Annotated in this window: 9 protein-coding genes, 5 tRNA genes, 3 rRNA genes and 2 pseudogenes; 15 read left to right on the forward strand and 4 right to left on the reverse strand. The window is 42.2% G+C overall.

From position 1 onward, the window contains the following. Positions 1 to 4: 4 nt before the first annotated feature. Complete coding sequence (gene hemL / locus INP93_RS07080; protein WP_197544513.1) at positions 5 to 1,288, reverse strand: glutamate-1-semialdehyde 2,1-aminomutase; 1,284 nt, start codon at positions 1,286 to 1,288, stop codon at positions 5 to 7. A gap of 121 nt (positions 1,289 to 1,409) precedes the next feature. Here hemL and wecA point away from each other — a divergent pair, with 121 nt between their 5' ends. The 14 genes from wecA (at position 1,410) to rnd (ending at position 14,622) form a co-directional block, all read left to right on the forward strand. Next, the gene (gene wecA / locus INP93_RS07085) at positions 1,410 to 2,474 is read left to right on the forward strand and encodes a UDP-N-acetylglucosamine--undecaprenyl-phosphate N-acetylglucosaminephosphotransferase (RefSeq protein WP_197544514.1); all 1,065 of its coding nucleotides are present in this window, start codon (positions 1,410 to 1,412) and stop codon (positions 2,472 to 2,474) included. 182 nt (positions 2,475 to 2,656) lie between these two features. Next, positions 2,657 to 2,733: transfer RNA gene (locus tag INP93_RS07090), tRNA-Arg, on the forward strand. A gap of 30 nt (positions 2,734 to 2,763) precedes the next feature. After that, a tRNA-His gene (locus INP93_RS07095) sits at positions 2,764 to 2,839 on the forward strand. Positions 2,840 to 2,863: 24 nt separating this feature from the next. Further along, positions 2,864 to 2,940: transfer RNA gene (locus tag INP93_RS07100), tRNA-Pro, on the forward strand. Positions 2,941 to 3,113: 173 nt separating this feature from the next. After that, a 16S ribosomal RNA gene (locus INP93_RS07105) occupies positions 3,114 to 4,653 on the forward strand. An 82-nt stretch (positions 4,654 to 4,735) separates the two neighbouring features. Beyond that, positions 4,736 to 4,812, forward strand: a tRNA-Ile gene (locus tag INP93_RS07110). A gap of 53 nt (positions 4,813 to 4,865) precedes the next feature. Next, positions 4,866 to 4,941 (forward strand) — tRNA-Ala (locus INP93_RS07115). Positions 4,942 to 5,172: 231 nt separating this feature from the next. Beyond that, positions 5,173 to 8,070 (forward strand): 23S ribosomal RNA (locus INP93_RS07120). Between the two features lie 149 nt (positions 8,071 to 8,219). Next, positions 8,220 to 8,335: ribosomal RNA gene (gene rrf / locus INP93_RS07125) — 5S ribosomal RNA — on the forward strand. Together the 16S, 23S and 5S rRNA genes with 5 tRNA genes alongside form the textbook arrangement of a ribosomal RNA operon. A gap of 132 nt (positions 8,336 to 8,467) precedes the next feature. After that, positions 8,468 to 10,390 carry a DNA repair helicase YoaA gene (gene yoaA, locus INP93_RS07130; protein ID WP_420026354.1) on the forward strand — a complete coding sequence of 641 codons (1,923 nt, stop codon included), beginning with the start codon at positions 8,468 to 8,470 and terminating at the stop codon, positions 10,388 to 10,390. Between the two features lie 2 nt (positions 10,391 to 10,392). Further along, complete coding sequence (gene tsaB, locus INP93_RS07135; protein WP_197544515.1) at positions 10,393 to 11,103, forward strand: tRNA (adenosine(37)-N6)-threonylcarbamoyltransferase complex dimerization subunit type 1 TsaB; 711 nt, start codon at positions 10,393 to 10,395, stop codon at positions 11,101 to 11,103. Between the two features lie 20 nt (positions 11,104 to 11,123). Then, positions 11,124 to 11,666 (forward strand): Slp family lipoprotein, encoded by a 543-nt coding sequence (locus INP93_RS07140; RefSeq protein ID WP_049355859.1) that lies wholly within the window; start codon positions 11,124 to 11,126, stop codon positions 11,664 to 11,666. Positions 11,667 to 11,712: 46 nt separating this feature from the next. Then, positions 11,713 to 13,401, forward strand: a complete 1,689-nt coding sequence (gene fadD, locus INP93_RS07145; RefSeq protein WP_197544516.1) for a long-chain-fatty-acid--CoA ligase FadD — start codon at positions 11,713 to 11,715, stop codon at positions 13,399 to 13,401. Between the two features lie 69 nt (positions 13,402 to 13,470). Continuing rightward, complete coding sequence (gene rnd / locus INP93_RS07150) at positions 13,471 to 14,622, forward strand: ribonuclease D (RefSeq protein ID WP_197544517.1); 1,152 nt, start codon at positions 13,471 to 13,473, stop codon at positions 14,620 to 14,622. An 87-nt stretch (positions 14,623 to 14,709) separates the two neighbouring features. Here rnd and pta read toward each other — a convergent pair. The 3 genes and pseudogenes from pta to INP93_RS07160 all read right to left on the reverse strand — a co-directional run. Further along, positions 14,710 to 15,699: pseudogene (pta, locus tag INP93_RS07155) on the reverse strand (phosphate acetyltransferase); the annotation flags it as partial. Positions 15,700 to 15,882: 183 nt separating this feature from the next. Continuing rightward, a pseudogene (locus INP93_RS09755) lies at positions 15,883 to 16,161 on the reverse strand (phosphate acetyltransferase); the annotation flags it as partial. A gap of 64 nt (positions 16,162 to 16,225) precedes the next feature. Then, a complete protein-coding gene (locus INP93_RS07160) occupies positions 16,226 to 17,431 on the reverse strand; it encodes an acetate kinase (protein ID WP_193451939.1) in 1,206 nt (401 codons plus the stop codon). Positions 17,432 to 17,652: 221 nt separating this feature from the next. Between INP93_RS07160 and yfbV the strand changes: the two genes are divergently transcribed. Next, positions 17,653 to 18,099, forward strand: coding sequence for a terminus macrodomain insulation protein YfbV (gene yfbV / locus INP93_RS07165; RefSeq protein ID WP_197544519.1), 447 nt, complete (start codon positions 17,653 to 17,655; stop codon positions 18,097 to 18,099). Positions 18,100 to 18,113 lie beyond the last annotated feature (14 nt).

Here is an 18,113-nt window from a genome sequence, read left to right on the forward strand (position 1 = left end):
TGTTTTAAGCAACTGCTGCAAATGCAATATCTGCGGCAGCAAGCGTTTTTTCAATGTCTTCATTTGTATGAGCTAAAGACATAAAGCCCGCTTCAAAAGCAGAAGGCGCAAGGTAAACGCCTTGCTCGAGCATTTTGTGGAAGAACACTTTGAATTTTTCGGTATCACATTTCATGACTTCTGCATAAGAGGTCACTTGTTTTTGGTCAGTGAAGAAAATACCAAACATTCCGCCTACATGATTAATCACGAATGGCACATTGTGTTTTTGGGCTAATGCTTTTAAGCCATCACAAAGTTTTGTGGTTAATTCCGCAAGATGTTGTTCGTTACCAGCTTTTTTCAATTCAGTTAAACAAGCTAAACCTGCAGCCATTGCAATCGGGTTACCAGAAAGGGTGCCAGCTTGGTACACTGGACCGGTCGGTGCAAGGTGTTGCATAATTACTTTTTTACCACCCACGGCACCCACTGGCATACCGCCACCAATTACCTTACCTAATGTGGTGAGATCCGGTGTTACACCATAATAAGCTTGTGCGCCTGCAAGTGAAACACGGAAACCTGTCATGACTTCATCAATAATGAAAAGTGCACCATATTGGTCACAGATTTCGCGAATGCCTTGTAAGAAATCTTCTTTTGGCGGAATACAGTTCATGTTGCCTGCGACAGGTTCAATAATCACACAAGCAATATCGTTAGGAAATTCTTCAAATAATTTTTTAACAGAATCAAGATTGTTATATTCTGCAGTTAAAGTGTGTTTTGCAAAATCTTCAGGCACACCTGGCGAGCTTGGTTGACCAAGTGTTAACGCCCCCGATCCTGCCTTTACTAGAAGTGAATCAGAATGGCCGTGGTAACAACCTTCAAATTTTAAGATTTTGCTTCTATTTGTATAACCACGCGCAAGACGAATAGCTGTCATGGTTGCTTCAGTACCTGAACTCACCATACGAACCATTTCAATTGATGGCACAATTTCACAGACCAATTCTGCTAAATCAATTTCAGAGGGAGTTGGCGCACCAAAGCTTAAACCATTCTCCGCTGCTTTTAATACAGCATCTAAAATAGCAGGGTGATTGTGACCTAAAATCATTGGCCCCCAAGAACCCACATAATCGATATATTGTTTGCCTTCGGTATCGTAAATGTAAGCGCCTTTGGCTTTTTGAATAAATACGGGTGTGCCACCTACGCCTTTAAAAGCACGAACAGGGGAGTTTACACCACCAGGAATAACTTCTTGTGCACGAGAGAAAAGTGCGGTTGATTTTGTCATGATTTTTAATCCTTATATTAAAAGTGGGCATATTGTACTAAAAAACTGAATTTGAGAAAAATCTTTGTGTGCTGATTTTTCTTTATGTTATCCTTTGCAAAAAATTTTTAGGATACAAACTATGCTAAGTCTTATTGTAACTTTCTTAGGAGCATTTTTAACCTTGCTTGTGATGCGACCAATTGCGAATAAAATTGGCTTGGTTGATAAACCAAATTATCGTAAGCGTCACCAAGGTGCGATTCCACTTATTGGCGGTGTTTCTCTTTTTATGGGAAACCTTTGCTATTATTTAATGGAGTGGGATCAACTTCGTTTACCTTATCTTTATATATTCAGTATCTTTGTTCTGCTCGCAATCGGTATCTTAGATGACCGCTTTGATATTAGCCCTTTCTTGCGTGCAGGAATTCAAGCGGTGCTTGCGATTTTAATGATCGACTTAGGTAATGTTTATTTAGATCATTTAGGCCAAATTCTCGGGCCATTCCAATTAACACTTGGTTCTATCGGATTGATTATTACCGTATTTGCCACAATCGCGATTATTAATGCCTTTAATATGATTGATGGTATTGATGGATTGCTAGGAGGGTTGTCAATTGTTTCATTTGCTGCCATCGGTATCTTGATGTTCCGTGATGGACAGATGGATATGGCATATTGGAGTTTTGCCTTAATTGTAGCGATTTTACCTTATCTATTATTAAACTTAGGGATTCCGTTCGGGCCAAAATATAAAGTGTTCATGGGCGATGCAGGAAGTACTTTAATCGGCTTTACTATTATTTGGATTCTACTTTTAAGTACGCAAGGAAAAGGACATCCGATGAATCCAGTGACCGCACTTTGGATTATTGCTGTTCCTTTAATTGATATGGTGGCCATCATTTATCGCCGTTTACGCAAAGGGAAAAGTCCATTCCGTCCGGATCGCTTACACGTACACCACTTAATGGTTCGTGCTGGATTAACCTCTCGCCAAGCCTTTTTATTAATTACTTTCTTTGCGGCCATTTGTGCCACAATTGGGATCTTAGGCGAAGTCTTCTATATTAATGAATGGGCAATGTTTATTGCGTTTATTGTATTATTCTTCCTTTATGCTTATTCAATTACAAAAGCATGGAAAATCACCCGATGGGTACGAAGAATGAAACGTCGCGCACGTCGTAACAAGCAATAAATGAAATAAAGAGGATAGCAATTTGCTATCCTTTTTTATGTTTTAGCACTAAAAATAAACGAATACATAATAAATTCTATACAAATTGAACAAAAATTTATCTTTTGATATTTTTTTTCAAAAAAGTGCTAGACAAGATATTTGGAAATCATTAATATACACCCCTGCAACAACGCAGTAACGCGTTCGTAGCTCAGTTGGATAGAGCGTTGGCCTCCGGAGCCAAAGGTCGCAAGTTCGAATCTTGTCGAGCGCGCCAGAAGTCAATGCGATAAACAACTAATCAATGGTGGCTATAGCTCAGTTGGTAGAGCCCTGGATTGTGATTCCAGTTGTCGTGGGTTCGAATCCCATTAGCCACCCCATCTTCTCATTGTTGAGAAATCTGACGGCGAGTAGCGCAGCTTGGTAGCGCAACTGGTTTGGGACCAGTGGGTCGTAGGTTCAAATCCTATCTCGCCGACCAATTTATTTTTTTGCTCTTTAACAATATATCAGACAATCTGTGTGGGCACTTGTTGATTGACTTGTTTTAAAAATATTTTTTAATTTTGAAGTCTTAATAGGTGCTAACTAGAAATTCATAATACTTTTTTAAGTAGTGACATTTTATGTCAGCAGTATTGAGCGATTGAACTTGAATTGAAGAGTTTGATCATGGCTCAGATTGAACGCTGGCGGCAGGCTTAACACATGCAAGTCGAACGGTAACATAAAGAAGCTTGCTTCTTTGATGACGAGTGGCGGACGGGTGAGTAATGCTTGGGAATCTAGCTTATGGAGGGGGATAACTACGGGAAACTGTAGCTAATACCGCGTAGTATCGAGAGATGAAAGTGTGGGACCTTCGGGCCACATGCCATAGGATGAGCCCAAGTGGGATTAGGTAGTTGGTGAGGTAAAGGCTCACCAAGCCGACGATCTCTAGCTGGTCTGAGAGGATGACCAGCCACACTGGGACTGAGACACGGCCCAGACTCCTACGGGAGGCAGCAGTGGGGAATATTGCGCAATGGGGGCAACCCTGACGCAGCCATGCCGCGTGAATGAAGAAGGCCTTCGGGTTGTAAAGTTCTTTCGGTAGCGAGGAAGGCATTTAGTTTAATAGACTAGGTGATTGACGTTAACTACAGAAGAAGCACCGGCTAACTCCGTGCCAGCAGCCGCGGTAATACGGAGGGTGCGAGCGTTAATCGGAATAACTGGGCGTAAAGGGCACGCAGGCGGTGACTTAAGTGAGGTGTGAAAGCCCCGGGCTTAACCTGGGAATTGCATTTCATACTGGGTCGCTAGAGTACTTTAGGGAGGGGTAGAATTCCACGTGTAGCGGTGAAATGCGTAGAGATGTGGAGGAATACCGAAGGCGAAGGCAGCCCCTTGGGAATGTACTGACGCTCATGTGCGAAAGCGTGGGGAGCAAACAGGATTAGATACCCTGGTAGTCCACGCTGTAAACGATGTCGATTTGGGGGTTGAGCTTTGAGCTTGGCGCCCGTAGCTAACGTGATAAATCGACCGCCTGGGGAGTACGGCCGCAAGGTTAAAACTCAAATGAATTGACGGGGGCCCGCACAAGCGGTGGAGCATGTGGTTTAATTCGATGCAACGCGAAGAACCTTACCTACTCTTGACATCCAGAGAACTTTCCAGAGATGGATTGGTGCCTTCGGGAACTCTGAGACAGGTGCTGCATGGCTGTCGTCAGCTCGTGTTGTGAAATGTTGGGTTAAGTCCCGCAACGAGCGCAACCCTTATCCTTTGTTGCCAGCGATTAGGTCGGGAACTCAAAGGAGACTGCCGGTGATAAACCGGAGGAAGGTGGGGATGACGTCAAGTCATCATGGCCCTTACGAGTAGGGCTACACACGTGCTACAATGGCGTATACAGAGGGAAGCGAGAGTGCGAGCTGGAGCGAATCTCACAAAGTACGTCTAAGTCCGGATTGGAGTCTGCAACTCGACTCCATGAAGTCGGAATCGCTAGTAATCGCAAATCAGAATGTTGCGGTGAATACGTTCCCGGGCCTTGTACACACCGCCCGTCACACCATGGGAGTGGGTTGTACCAGAAGTAGATAGCTTAACCTTTTGGAGGGCGTTTACCACGGTATGATTCATGACTGGGGTGAAGTCGTAACAAGGTAACCGTAGGGGAACCTGCGGTTGGATCACCTCCTTACCAAAAACGAGAGACAATAAGTGTCCACACAGATTGATTGATATATTGTAGACAATATCGAGCAGAAAGCCGTTATTCCCTTGGGTCTGTAGCTCAGGTGGTTAGAGCGCACCCCTGATAAGGGTGAGGTCGGTGGTTCAAGTCCACTCAGACCCACCACTCAAACTGAGTGAGTGATTGAGGTGAATAAGGTAATAAATAAACGATGACATGGGGATATAGCTCAGCTGGGAGAGCGCCTGCCTTGCACGCAGGAGGTCAGCGGTTCGATCCCGCTTATCTCCACCACTTATCATCGTTAAGTAAATTGAGTTTTTATACTTAATGAGTTTATTTAACGATGATAACTGAAAATGTTATTTCTGTTCTTTAACAACCAGGAAACAAGCTGAAAAACTGAAGAGACTTTCAAGTCCTTTAAGGATAAGAAAAAGTCTGAGTAAGAAGAAAATCTTGATTGAACAAAAGCAATCAAGTGTTTAGTTGAAAACACAACATCAAGAATTTTTGAGGTTGTATAGTTAAGTGACTAAGCGTACAAGGTGGATGCCTTGGCAATCAGAGGCGAGGAAGGACGTGCTAATCTGCGAAAAGCTTGGATGAGTCGATAAGAGGCGTTTAATCCAAGATGTCCGAATGGGGAAACCCAGTAGATGAAGAATCTACTATCACTTACTGAATCCATAGGTAAGTGAGGCAAACCGGGAGAACTGAAACATCTAAGTACCCCGAGGAAAAGAAATCAACCGAGATTTCGTTAGTAGCGGCGAGCGAACGCGAAGGAGCCTGTTAGTGATAATGACAGAGACAGAGGAACAAGCTGGGAAGCTTGGCGATACAGGGTGATAGCCCCGTACTCGAAGTCCAGGTCATGGTACTAAGCTAACGACAAGTAGGGCGGGACACGTGATATCCTGTTTGAAGATGGGGGGACCATCCTCCAAGGCTAAATACTCCTGATTGACCGATAGTGAACCAGTACTGTGAAGGAAAGGCGAAAAGAACCCCGGTGAGGGGAGTGAAATAGAACCTGAAACCTTGTACGTACAAGCAGTGGGAGCCCTTTTGGGGTGACTGCGTACCTTTTGTATAATGGGTCAGCGACTTATATTTTGTAGCGAGGTTAACCGAATAGGGGAGCCGAAGGGAAACCGAGTCTTAACTGGGCGTCTAGTTGCAAGGTATAGACCCGAAACCCGGTGATCTAGCCATGGGCAGGTTGAAGGTTGGGTAACACTAACTGGAGGACCGAACCGACTAATGTTGAAAAATTAGCGGATGACTTGTGGCTGGGGGTGAAAGGCCAATCAAACCGGGAGATAGCTGGTTCTCCCCGAAATCTATTTAGGTAGAGCCTTGAGCGGACACCTTCGGGGGTAGAGCACTGTTTCGGCTAGGGGTCCATCCCGGATTACCAACCCGATGCAAACTACGAATACCGAAGAGTGATACTCAGGAGACACACGGCGGGTGCTAACGTCCGTCGTGGAGAGGGAAACAACCCAGACCGCCAGCTAAGGTCCCAAAGTCTATATTAAGTGGGAAACGAAGTGGGAAGGCTTAGACAGCTAGGATGTTGGCTTAGAAGCAGCCATCATTTAAAGAAAGCGTAATAGCTCACTAGTCGAGTCGGCCTGCGCGGAAGATGTAACGGGGCTCAAATATAGCACCGAAGCTGCGGCATCAGTAGCAATACTGTTGGGTAGGGGAGCGTTCTGTAAGCGGATGAAGGTGAATCGAGAGGTTTGCTGGACGTATCAGAAGTGCGAATGCTGACATAAGTAACGATAAAACGGGTGAAAAACCCGTTCGCCGGAAGACCAAGGGTTCCTGTCCAACGTTAATCGGGGCAGGGTGAGTCGGCCCCTAAGGCGAGGCTGAAAAGCGTAGTCGATGGGAAACGGGTTAATATTCCCGTACTTGGATAAACTGCGATGTGGGGACGGAGCAGGTTAGGTTATCGCACTGTTGGATATGTGCGTTTAAGTTGGTAGGTGAGAAGTTTAGGCAAATCCGGACTTCTTTAACACCGAGAGATGATGACGAGGCTCTACGGAGCTGAAGTAACCGATACCACACTTCCAGGAAAAGCCACTAAGCTTCAGGTTTATCTAAACCGTACTGAAAACCGACACAGGTGGTCAGGTAGAGAATACTCAGGCGCTTGAGAGAACTCGGGTGAAGGAACTAGGCAAAATAGCACCGTAACTTCGGGAGAAGGTGCGCCGGCGTAGATTGTAGTCCCTAGCGGGCGAAGGTTGAACCGGTCGAAGATACCAGCTGGCTGCAACTGTTTATTAAAAACACAGCACTCTGCAAACACGAAAGTGGACGTATAGGGTGTGATGCCTGCCCGGTGCTGGAAGGTTAATTGATGGTGTAATCGAAAGAGAAGCTCCTGATCGAAGCCCCAGTAAACGGCGGCCGTAACTATAACGGTCCTAAGGTAGCGAAATTCCTTGTCGGGTAAGTTCCGACCTGCACGAATGGCATAATGATGGCCAGGCTGTCTCCACCCGAGACTCAGTGAAATTGAAATCGCCGTGAAGATGCGGTGTACCCGCGGCTAGACGGAAAGACCCCGTGAACCTTTACTATAGCTTGACACTGAACATTGAATTTTGATGTGTAGGATAGGTGGGAGACTTAGAAGTAGTCACGCCAGTGATTATGGAGTCGTCCTTGAAATACCACCCTTTAACGTTTGATGTTCTAACGAAGATTACGAAACGTGGTCTCGGACAGTGTCTGGTGGGTAGTTTGACTGGGGCGGTCTCCTCCCAAAGAGTAACGGAGGAGCACGAAGGTTTGCTAATGACGGTCGGACATCGTCAGGTTAGTGCAATGGTATAAGCAAGCTTAACTGCGAGACAGACAAGTCGAGCAGGTACGAAAGTAGGTCATAGTGATCCGGTGGTTCTGAATGGAAGGGCCATCGCTCAACGGATAAAAGGTACTCCGGGGATAACAGGCTGATACCGCCCAAGAGTTCATATCGACGGCGGTGTTTGGCACCTCGATGTCGGCTCATCACATCCTGGGGCTGAAGTAGGTCCCAAGGGTATGGCTGTTCGCCATTTAAAGTGGTACGCGAGCTGGGTTTAGAACGTCGTGAGACAGTTCGGTCCCTATCTGCCGTGGGCGTTGGAGAATTGATTGGGGCTGCTCCTAGTACGAGAGGACCGGAGTGGACGCACCACTGGTGTTCCGGTTGTGTCGCCAGACGCATTGCCGGGTAGCTAAGTGCGGAAGAGATAAGTGCTGAAAGCATCTAAGCACGAAACTTGCCAAGAGATGAGTTCTCCCTGTTTTTAAGACAGTAAGGGTTGTTTAAGACTAAGACGTAGATAGGTCTGGTGTGTAAGCGGTGCGAGCCGTTGAGCTAACAGATACTAATTGCCCGAGAGGCTTAACTATACAACGCTCAAGGGTTTTGGGTGTTGGGTAAGACGAGAAGAAACTCAGAGAAGAAAGAGAAAGTTTTTAGGTTTAATCAGCTTGTTTGGTTGTGAGCACTAGAGATAGTGAGAGCAGAAAGAGATAGAAGAAGTTATTAAAGGAATAATCCTGGCGGCGATAGAGCGGTGGTCCCACCTGACCCCATACCGAACTCAGAAGTGAAACGCCGATGCGCCGATGGTAGTGTGGGGCTTCCCCATGTGAGAGTAGGACACCGCCAGGTAGTGAATGTAGAACCCCGAGCTGAATAGCTTGGGGTTTTTTGTTTATGGAGTTTTATATAAAATATTAGAATTCATACATAAATGAGCCTAATAATGATAAAATCCTCGCCTATTTCTAGATAGCAATAATTATGAAAAAACAGATAAGTAAGATCTTTTCCAGTGATGGCGAATTGAGTAAGAATATTAAAGGATTTAAGCCACGAGCAGAACAACTCGAAATGGCTCAATCTGTAGGATATGCTATTCAACATAAGCGACCGCTTGTTGTAGAAGCTGGAACAGGTACTGGAAAGACTTTTGCTTATTTGGCGCCGGCACTCATTGCTGGAAAGAAAACGATTATTTCAACCGGCTCTAAAAATCTACAAGATCAGCTCTTTTCAAGAGATCTACCTGCCATAAAAAAAGCCTTAAATTATTCTGGAAAAATTGCGTTATTGAAAGGGCGATCCAATTATTTATGTTTGGAGCGTCTGGATCAAGTTATTGCTCAAGGTGTACTTGGGGATAAATCTGTTTTAGCCGATTTAAGTAAAGTAAGAAAATGGAATAATGCAACGAAAACAGGTGATTTAACAGAATGTATTGAATTGGCTGAAGATAGCCCAATTTTGCCTCAATTGACGAGTACGGCAGAAAGTTGTTTGGGAACAGATTGCCCTAACTACGCTGAATGCTATGTAGCACAAGCTCGTAAAAAAGCGTTAAATGCAGATCTCGTTGTTGTAAATCACCATCTTTTCTTTGCTGATATGGCGGTAAAAGAAAGTGGCTTTGGTGAGCTTATCCCTAATGCAGAAGTTATTATTTTTGATGAAGCACATCAACTTCCCGATATAGCTAGTCAGTATTTTGGCCAATCATTAACATCTCGCCAACTATTTGATTTATGTAAAGATATCAATATTGTTTATCGAACAGAATTGAAAGATATGCCACAGCTTGGCACAACGGCAGATACATTGCTTAAAGTTATTCAAGATTTCCGTCTTCTTCTTGGGGAAGGAAATCAGCGAGGAAATTGGCGTGAGCTATTTAAGCAAAGTGCGGTCAAAAAATCGGTTGAATTATTACAAGAAAAAATTGAGTTTCTTTCTGAAGTTATCAAGATTGCATTAGGGCGCTCTCAGACTTTGGATAGTATTTTTGAACGTACTGAAAGTATCAAGAATCAATTAATTCGTCTTTGTGATACGGCCATTGTTGGCTATTGTTATTGGTACGAAAGTATGGGACGACAATTTGGTTTACATATTACGCCACTTACTGTTGCAGATAAATTTGGTGAACAGCTAAATAATAAAGAAGCCGCTTGGATTTTCACCTCGGCGACGCTTGAAGTTGGCGGCACTTTTAATCATTTCTGTCAGCGCCTTGGTATTGAGCAAGCAGAACAAAAAATTCTTCACAGTCCTTTTGATTATCCTAATCAATCATTACTTTGCGTGCCACGTTATTTACCAGCAACGAATCAAAATAATACGTTACAATCTCTTGGTGAAATGTTGTTGCCTATCATTGAAGCGAATAAAGGGCGATGCTTTGTGCTTTGTACTTCCTATTTAATGATGAGAGGCTTGGCAGAGTATTTTAGAGAAAATAGTGAGCTTTCTATCTTATTACAAGGTGAAATGCCTAAAGCTAAATTACTCGAACAATTTATTCATGAAACCCATAGTGTATTGGTTGCCACCTCTAGCTTTTGGGAAGGCGTGGATGTCCGTGGTGATGCACTTTCCTTAGTCATTATTGATAAATTGCCTTTTACCGCACCAGATGAACCTTTACTAAAAGCACGCATTGAAGATTGCCGATTACAAGGTGGCGATCCATTTAATGATATACAGATCCCTGAAGCGGTTATTACGCTGAAACAAGGTGTAGGGCGCCTAATTCGAGATGTAACGGATCGTGGTGCGGTAATTATTTGTGATAATCGTCTTGTGATGCGAAATTACGGCGAAACCTTTCTAAAAAGTTTACCTAATTCAACCCGTACCCGAGATCTCAACAAAGTGGTACAATTCTTACAAAATGAGAAAATGGATTAATAATGAAAAATATCACTTTATTAGCACTTGATACTTCAACAGAAGCCTGTTCTGTTGCTCTTTGGCATAAAGGCGAAAAAACACATCTAGATGAATTAGCACAACGTACACATACAAAACGTATTCTTCCAATGGTTGATGAGTTACTTGCCAATTCAGGTATCAATTTGAAACAAGTGGATGTGTTAGCATTTGGACGCGGCCCGGGTAGTTTTACTGGTGTTCGTATCGGTGCAGGGATTGCTCAAGGGCTTGCATTTGGTGCTGATTTACCTGTTATTGCGGTATCAAATTTAACAGCAATGGCTCAGGCTGCATTTGAATTACATCAAGCCGAAAATGTCGCAGCTACCATTGATGCGAGAATGAATGAAGTTTATTTTTCTCAAGTAAAACGAGAAAAAGTGCGGTCAGAATTGGGGGAGTTTTTCCAATGGAACCCAGTCATTGAAGAACAAGTTTGCCAACCAGAAAAAGTGCTTGAACAGTTTTCAGATTTAACCGCCTATCGAGTCGGAACCGGTTGGGCTGCGTATCCTCAATTTAAAGACAGTGGTTTAGATGGGAGCGATATTATTTTACCTTCTGCACAATATATGCTTGAGCTTGCTTTAACAGATTATGCTCAAAATAAAGTCATATCCGCCTTAGAAATTGAACCTGTTTATTTGCGTAATGAAGTAACTTGGAAAAAATTACCTGGGCGTGAATAATTTTCAAAAAGGAGTTGAAGATGAATAAAAAAACGATCTTAGTTTTGACCGCACTTTCGGCCACATTAGTGGGATGTGTCAATGCACCGAAAGGGCTGGAAAAAGAGCAGTTTACTTTAAAATCATTGTCTTCAATTCAACCGAGTGATTATAGCTGTCAGTGCAAATCAATTCGTTTAGGTGGAAAAGTATTAACCGCACAAGCCTTGCCGAATAAAACTAAAATTGAAGTATTAAGCTATCCAGTTTATTCAACCTCAGCAAAACCGATGATTGATGAACAACCTAATGGACGTTTTATCACTTATCTTGATGGCTTTGTAGAACCTGAAAGCTTAAAAGATCAATTTATTACAATTGGTGGTACCTTGCTGAAAACAGAACAAGGCAAGGTTGATCAAGCCAACTATATTTATCCGGTTATTAAAACCAATCATTATCGTGTCTGGAAGCTTTCACAAAGTTATTATTATCCAGATGATATGTGGGATGATTGGGGCTTTTTCGGTAGACGACCGTATTATTGGTATGGCGAGCCTGAAATTCGCTATTATCTCTATTAACTACATGATAAAATTAAGAAAATTTTCCAAAGAATAAGGATAAAAAATGGAAAAAGTTTGGTTTCAAAATTATCCAGAAGGTTCACCAACCACGCTGGATACATCCAAGTATGATTCGATTCTCGATATTTTAGATAAAGCAATTCGTGAGCACCCAGACCGTCCCGCCTATATCAACATGGGGCAGGTTTTAACATTTCGTAAATTAGAAGAGCGTAGCCGTGCATTTGCCGCTTATTTACAAAATGAATTAAGGTTAGAACGTGGTGAGCGTGTTGCATTGATGATGCCGAATTTATTGCAATATCCTATTGCGCTTTTTGGTATCTTACGTGCGGGTTTAGTTGTGGTAAACGTAAATCCACTTTATACCCCACGTGAATTAGAACATCAGTTACAAGATAGCGGCGCAACAGCCATTGTTGTGGTTTCAAACTTTGCTTCAACCTTAGAAAAAATTGTATTTAATACTAAAGTGAAGCACGTGATTTTAACAAGAATGGGCGATCAGCTTTCTTTTGGTAAGCGTAATTTGGTCAATTTTGTTGTGAAATATGTTAAAAAGTTAGTGCCAAAATATAAATTACCGAATGCCGTCACTTTCCGTGAAGTATTGAGTATTGGTAAATTTCGCCAATATGTTCGTCCTCAAGTAGATCGTGAAGATCTAGCCTTCCTACAATATACAGGCGGAACGACAGGTGTTGCTAAGGGCGCTATGCTGACACATGGCAACATTATTACTAATATTTTCCAAGCTAAGTGGATTGCAGAGCCATTTATTGGCGATCATGCGAAGCAACGCATTGCTGTACTGGCTTTACCGCTTTATCATGTTTTTGCCTTAACGGTAAACTGTTTACTCTTCTTAGAGCTTGGCGTTACCGCGCTCTTAATTACGAACCCACGTGATATTGATGGTTTTGTTAAAGAGCTCAAAAAATACCGCTTTGAAGCGATTACAGGGGTAAATACCTTATTTAATGCGCTGCTTAATAATGAAAATTTCAAAGAAGTGGATTTTTCACGATTAAAACTTTCTGTTGGCGGCGGTATGGCGATCCAACAATCAGTCGCAACACGTTGGCATGATTTAACCGGCTGTAACATTATTGAAGGTTACGGCATGACAGAATGCTCACCGCTAATTGCCGCTTGTCCGATTAATGTAGTGAAACACAATGGTACAATCGGTGTACCAGTGCCAAATACTGATATTAAGATTATCAAAGACGATGGCTCAGAAGCACAACTTGGTGAAGCCGGAGAGCTTTGGGTTAAAGGTGAACAAGTCATGCGTGGGTATTGGCAACGTCCTGAAGCGACTGCTGAAGTGCTTAAAGATGGCTGGATGGCAACGGGGGACATCGTCATTATGGACGAGAGCTATAGCCTCCGTATTGTTGACCGCAAAAAAGATATGATCTTGGTTTCAGGCTTTAACGTTTATCCAAATGAAATCGAAGATGTGGTGATGCTAAATTATAAAGTCGCTGAAGTGGTCGCTATCGGCGTGCCACACGAAGTGTCAGGAGAAACCATTAAAATCTTCGTTGTGAAGAAAGATGATAGCCTCACGAGAGATGAATTACGCCAGCATTGCAGACAGCATCTCACAGGTTATAAAGTCCCGAAAGATATTGAGTTTCGTGATGAATTGCCGAAAAGTAATGTAGGCAAAATTTTAAGACGCATATTGCGTGATGAAGAAATAGCAAAACGCGCGCAACATTAATTAAATCAGGGATATGTGTTCATATCCCTGTTTAGTCTGTACCTCTATTTGAAAATACATCCTATTACAATGATAAAAGAATGCCAAAATCAACCGCACTTTACGTTAATTCAAAATAATGAAGAACTGGCTCAGGTTTGTCAGTTAGCTCGTCAGCAAAGTGCGGTTGCTTTAGATACCGAATTTATGCGAGTATCGACCTATTATCCTAAATTAGGATTAATTCAACTTTATGATGGTGAACGTGTTTCATTAATCGATCCTTTATCCATTACTGATTTTTCACCTTTTGTGGAATTATTACGCGATCAGCAGGTGACAAAAATTTTGCATGCTTGTAATGAAGATTTATTGGTTTTCTTACAAGAGTTTGATGTACTTCCACAACCTATGATGGATACGCAAATTATGGCGCGTTTTTTAGGTTTTGCTAATTCAGCGGGCCTAGCCAAATTGGTGTTGCATTATTTGGGCGTTGAAATGGATAAAGGGGCGACCCGTACAAACTGGTTGAAACGTCCACTTTCACCCGTACAGCTACAATATGCTGCAGGGGATGTATGGTATCTCTTGCCGGTCTATCAAAAAATGCAAATAGAATTAGTGCAATCATCTTGGCTTCAAGCGGTAATTGATGATTGCCAGCTTGCGATCTCGAAAACCAGTAAATTAGACGATCGCGATCCAAATAAAGCTTATTTGGATATTCCGAATGTTTGGAAATTGAATCCGCTCGAATTAGCGCGTTTACAACTATTGGCAAAGTGGCGACAAGAAACCGCAATGGCACGAAATTTAGCCCTTTCTTATGTGGTGAAATCTGACAACCTTTGGAAAGTCGCAAAAAACAATCCTCGCAATACATCAGAAATGTTAGCGCTTGGATTATCTGAAAATGAAGTCCGTGTGCGTGGCAAAAAGATGCTTCAATTGTTAGCACAAAGCCGCCGAATTTCTCCTTATGATTATCCTAAGCGTTTAGTGCGTATTGTGGATGATCCTCGTTATAAAAAGGCAATTCGATTGTTACAAGAAAAAGCTTATGAACTGACACCAAAAGGGTTAACTCTTGATATTCTGGCAAGTAAACGAAATTTAGAAGATCTCATTAAATGGGTTTGGCTAAAAAATGAAGATATGTCAAAACAACCTGATCTGCTTTTAGGATGGAGAAGAGAAATTGGCATGAAGCTGGTTGAATACTTAAAATCCGTAGAGTAGTCATTAAAAACAACCCTAAAAATAACCGCACTTTGAATCATCAAAAGTGCGGTTATTTTCTTTAGTGTTTTACAACACAGGCTTTAATTAAGCTTGAGTTGCTTGGATTGCAGTTAATGCGATGGTGTAGATGATATCATCCACTAATGCACCACGAGATAAGTCATTAACCGGTTTACGCATACCTTGAAGCATTGGGCCTACAGCGACTAAATCTGCAGAACGTTGAACCGCTTTATAACCGATATTACCTGCGTTGATATCAGGGAATACAAATACGTTTGCTTGACCTGCTACTTTAGAGTTTGGTGCTTTAGAAGCGGCTACATCTTTCATCACAGCTGCATCGTATTGTAATGGACCGTCGATTAATAAATCAGGACGTTTTTCTTGTGCAATACGGGTAGCTTCTTTCACTTTCTCTACAGATTGACCTGAACCAGAAGTACCGGTTGAGTAAGAAAGCATTGCGACTTTCGGATTTAAACCAAATGCTTTTGCTGATTCAGCTGATTGGATTGCGATTTCAGCAAGTTGTTCAGCAGTTGGTTCTGGGTTTACAGCACAGTCACCATACACTAATACTTGGTCTGGTAATAACATGAAGAATACAGACGAGATAATTGAGCTACCTGGTGCTGTTTTGATGATTTGCATCGGTGGACGAATCGTATTTGCAGTGGTGTGAACGGCACCAGAGACTAAACCATCTACTTCGCCTGCTTCTAACATCATCGTACCTAATACAACGGTGTCTTCTAATTGTGCACGAGCTTGTTCTTCAGTTAAACCTTTAGATTTACGTAATTCAACTAAACGAGCAACGTAGTTTTCACGTACGTCAGCTGGATTGATGATTGTTACGTCAGCACCTAAAGTCACGCCTTGTTCTGCTGCAACTTTTTTCACTGATTCTGGATCCGCTAATAATACCGATTTTGCGATACCACGTTCAGCACAGATTGCTGCCGCTTTAACAGTGCGAGGTTCATCACCTTCTGGTAATACGATGGTTTTACCTGCTTTGCGTGCTAAATCAGTTAATTTAAAACGGAATGCTGCTGGAGAAATACGTGCTTCACGAGCAAGTGGTGCAGAGATTGCATTCGCTAATGCTTGTGCATCTAAAGCTTTAATTTTGCCTGCTTGCGCACTAAATACACCTAAGATTTCAGCGTTGTTCACACCGCCAAATTCTGAAGCAACGGCTTCTACTAATGTGCCTTCTTCATTGTTTGCCACTAAGATAATTTGTGCATCTAAGGTTTGCGCAATCGCGAAGTTTAAGCTATTTGCAAAAGGCGCTTGAGCTGAAGGTTGAACACCTTTAACAATCACTAGATTTGCATTTAATGCTTGGAAATCAGCAACGATTTTTTCTAACAACACGTCTTTTTGATTATTTGCGATTAATGCTTGAGCGGTTTTTACATCTTCTACTGCATTGAATACGACAGCGCCTGTTGTTTTAGCTGCGTCTAGTGCTGCTGCTAAATTTGCTTCTGCGCTAGTTGGAATAAGAATAACTGCTTTAGTCATTTTGATATACCTTTTAATGAATGAAAAAACCTGCTGATTTCTCAGCAGGTTTGAAGAAAGTTGATTAGCCCGCTAAACGTGCTGTATCTTGTGCAATTACTAATTCTTCGTTAGTTGGAAGAACGATTGCTTTGAATGCAGAGTCATCAGCAGTGATCACGCCTGATTTACCAAAGCGAGCAGCAAGGTTACGTTCTTTGTCTAATTTGATGCCGAATAATTTTAAGTGGCCTAACGCTAATTCACGAACATGAGCAGAGTTTTCACCGATACCACCCGTAAATGCGATGGCATCTAAGTGATCATCACCTAAAACGGCCATGTATGCACCGATGTATTTCGCTAAACGGTAGCTGTAAACATCTAATGCACGTTTTGCTTCTGGTTTAGAGGCATCGTCGTAGTTATCTTCTGCATAACGGCAGTCGCTCGTTACTTCAGTTAAACCTAAAAGACCTGATTTTTTCACTAAAGTCTCTTCGATTTGATCCATTGACATGCCTAAGTTTTTGTATAGGTAGAAAACGATCGCAGGGTCAATATCACCACAACGTGTACCCATCACTAAACCTTCTAACGGGGTTAAACCCATAGAGGTATCGATACATTTACCATGACGAACCACAGAAACCGAACCACCGTTACCTAAGTGACAGATAATTGCGTTTACTTGGTCTGCTGGTTTGCCTACGTATTCCGCGACTTCGCGAGAAACGAAGTAGTGGCTGGTACCGTGTGCACCGTAGCGACGTACGCCATGTTCTTTGTAAAGTGAGTATGGAAGTGCATATAAGTATGCTTCTTCAGGCATAGTTTGGTGGAATGCTGTATCAAATACGACAACGTTCTTATCTTTTAAGTGTGGGAATGTTTTGAATGCTTCACGGATACCGATTAAGTGAGCCGGGTTGTGAAGTGGAGCAAATTGTGCTGCATCTTCAATACCTTTAACTACTTCATCTGTTACAACAACAGATTGGGTGTATTTCTCACCACCGTGAACGATACGGTGACCAATCGAGGTGATAGAGTTTTTAAGCTCATCAGTCATAATGTTTGACGCGATGAAGTTAAGTGCTTCTGTGTGCGCTGCACCAGCACCTAAATTTGCGCTACCTTTTTCACCGTTAAGTTTCCATTTAATACGAGCTTCAGGAAGATAAAATGCTTCTGCTAAGCCTGATAATTTTTCTTCACCTGTTGCAGGATCAAGGATTGCAAATTTTAATGAAGAACTACCACAGTTAAGGATGAGAACAAGTTTTGACATAGGAACCCTATTTTTGATTGAGGTTAATAAAAATCCATCCAAAAGAACGGAGTATAAATCCCATATAGAATACACCTTTTAGCGTATAAAATAAATTAACTGGAGGGTAAAAATACGATCTTTTATTAGAAAAGTTGAAAATTTCAACAGTTTCTAGTTAAGGATGACAATTAAACCTAAACTAGAGTATTATAAGCGAGGTTATTTTCAAGGATGTTTTCATGTCATCATTTTTTTCAACCTTAAAACAAGGGCAAATTTATTTGCAAACGTGGCCATTAGAAGCGAAGCTCAGCATGATTTTCCCCGAAAATCGCATTATTAAAGCCACGAAATTTGCTCAGAAGTTCATGCCTTTTATGGCAGTATTTTCGATGGTTTGGCAACAGTTTTATGCCAAGGCGGATCTTACTGCATTAGCGATTGCTATTTTGACCGCACTTTGTGCATTAGTGATACCATTGCAAGGCTTATACTGGTTGGGAAAACGTGCAAAATCACCGTTAGAAGCGCAAAGTTCTCAGTGGTTTTATGAGATTAGTGAACGTTTAAGAAAACAACATGAAAGTTTGCCAACTGTGCAAGATAAACCGACATATCAGCACTTGGCAGAAGTACTGCAAAAGGCACAGCAAAAATTAGACAAAGCATTTTGGCAGGAAATCTAGCCAACAGCTTCAAA

Origin of the sequence: Haemophilus parainfluenzae, assembly GCF_014931415.1 — a bacterium.
GTDB classification, from domain to species: domain Bacteria; phylum Pseudomonadota; class Gammaproteobacteria; order Enterobacterales; family Pasteurellaceae; genus Haemophilus_D; species Haemophilus_D parainfluenzae_AF.

Bases quoted from the DNA above. Each gene is read 5' to 3' on its own strand.
- hemL (WP_197544513.1), bottom strand. From the start codon at position 1,288: ATGACAAAATCAACCGCACTTTTCTCTCGTGCACAAGAAGTTATTCCT.
- wecA (WP_197544514.1), top strand. From the start codon at position 1,410: ATGCTAAGTCTTATTGTAACTTTCTTAGGAGCATTTTTAACCTTGCTT.
- yoaA (WP_420026354.1), top strand. From the start codon at position 8,468: ATGAAAAAACAGATAAGTAAGATCTTTTCCAGTGATGGCGAATTGAGT.
- tsaB (WP_197544515.1), top strand. From the start codon at position 10,393: ATGAAAAATATCACTTTATTAGCACTTGATACTTCAACAGAAGCCTGT.
- INP93_RS07140 (WP_049355859.1), top strand. From the start codon at position 11,124: ATGAATAAAAAAACGATCTTAGTTTTGACCGCACTTTCGGCCACATTA.
- fadD (WP_197544516.1), top strand. From the start codon at position 11,713: ATGGAAAAAGTTTGGTTTCAAAATTATCCAGAAGGTTCACCAACCACG.
- rnd (WP_197544517.1), top strand. From the start codon at position 13,471: ATGATAAAAGAATGCCAAAATCAACCGCACTTTACGTTAATTCAAAAT.
- INP93_RS07160 (WP_193451939.1), bottom strand. From the start codon at position 17,431: ATGTCAAAACTTGTTCTCATCCTTAACTGTGGTAGTTCTTCATTAAAA.
- yfbV (WP_197544519.1), top strand. From the start codon at position 17,653: ATGTCATCATTTTTTTCAACCTTAAAACAAGGGCAAATTTATTTGCAA.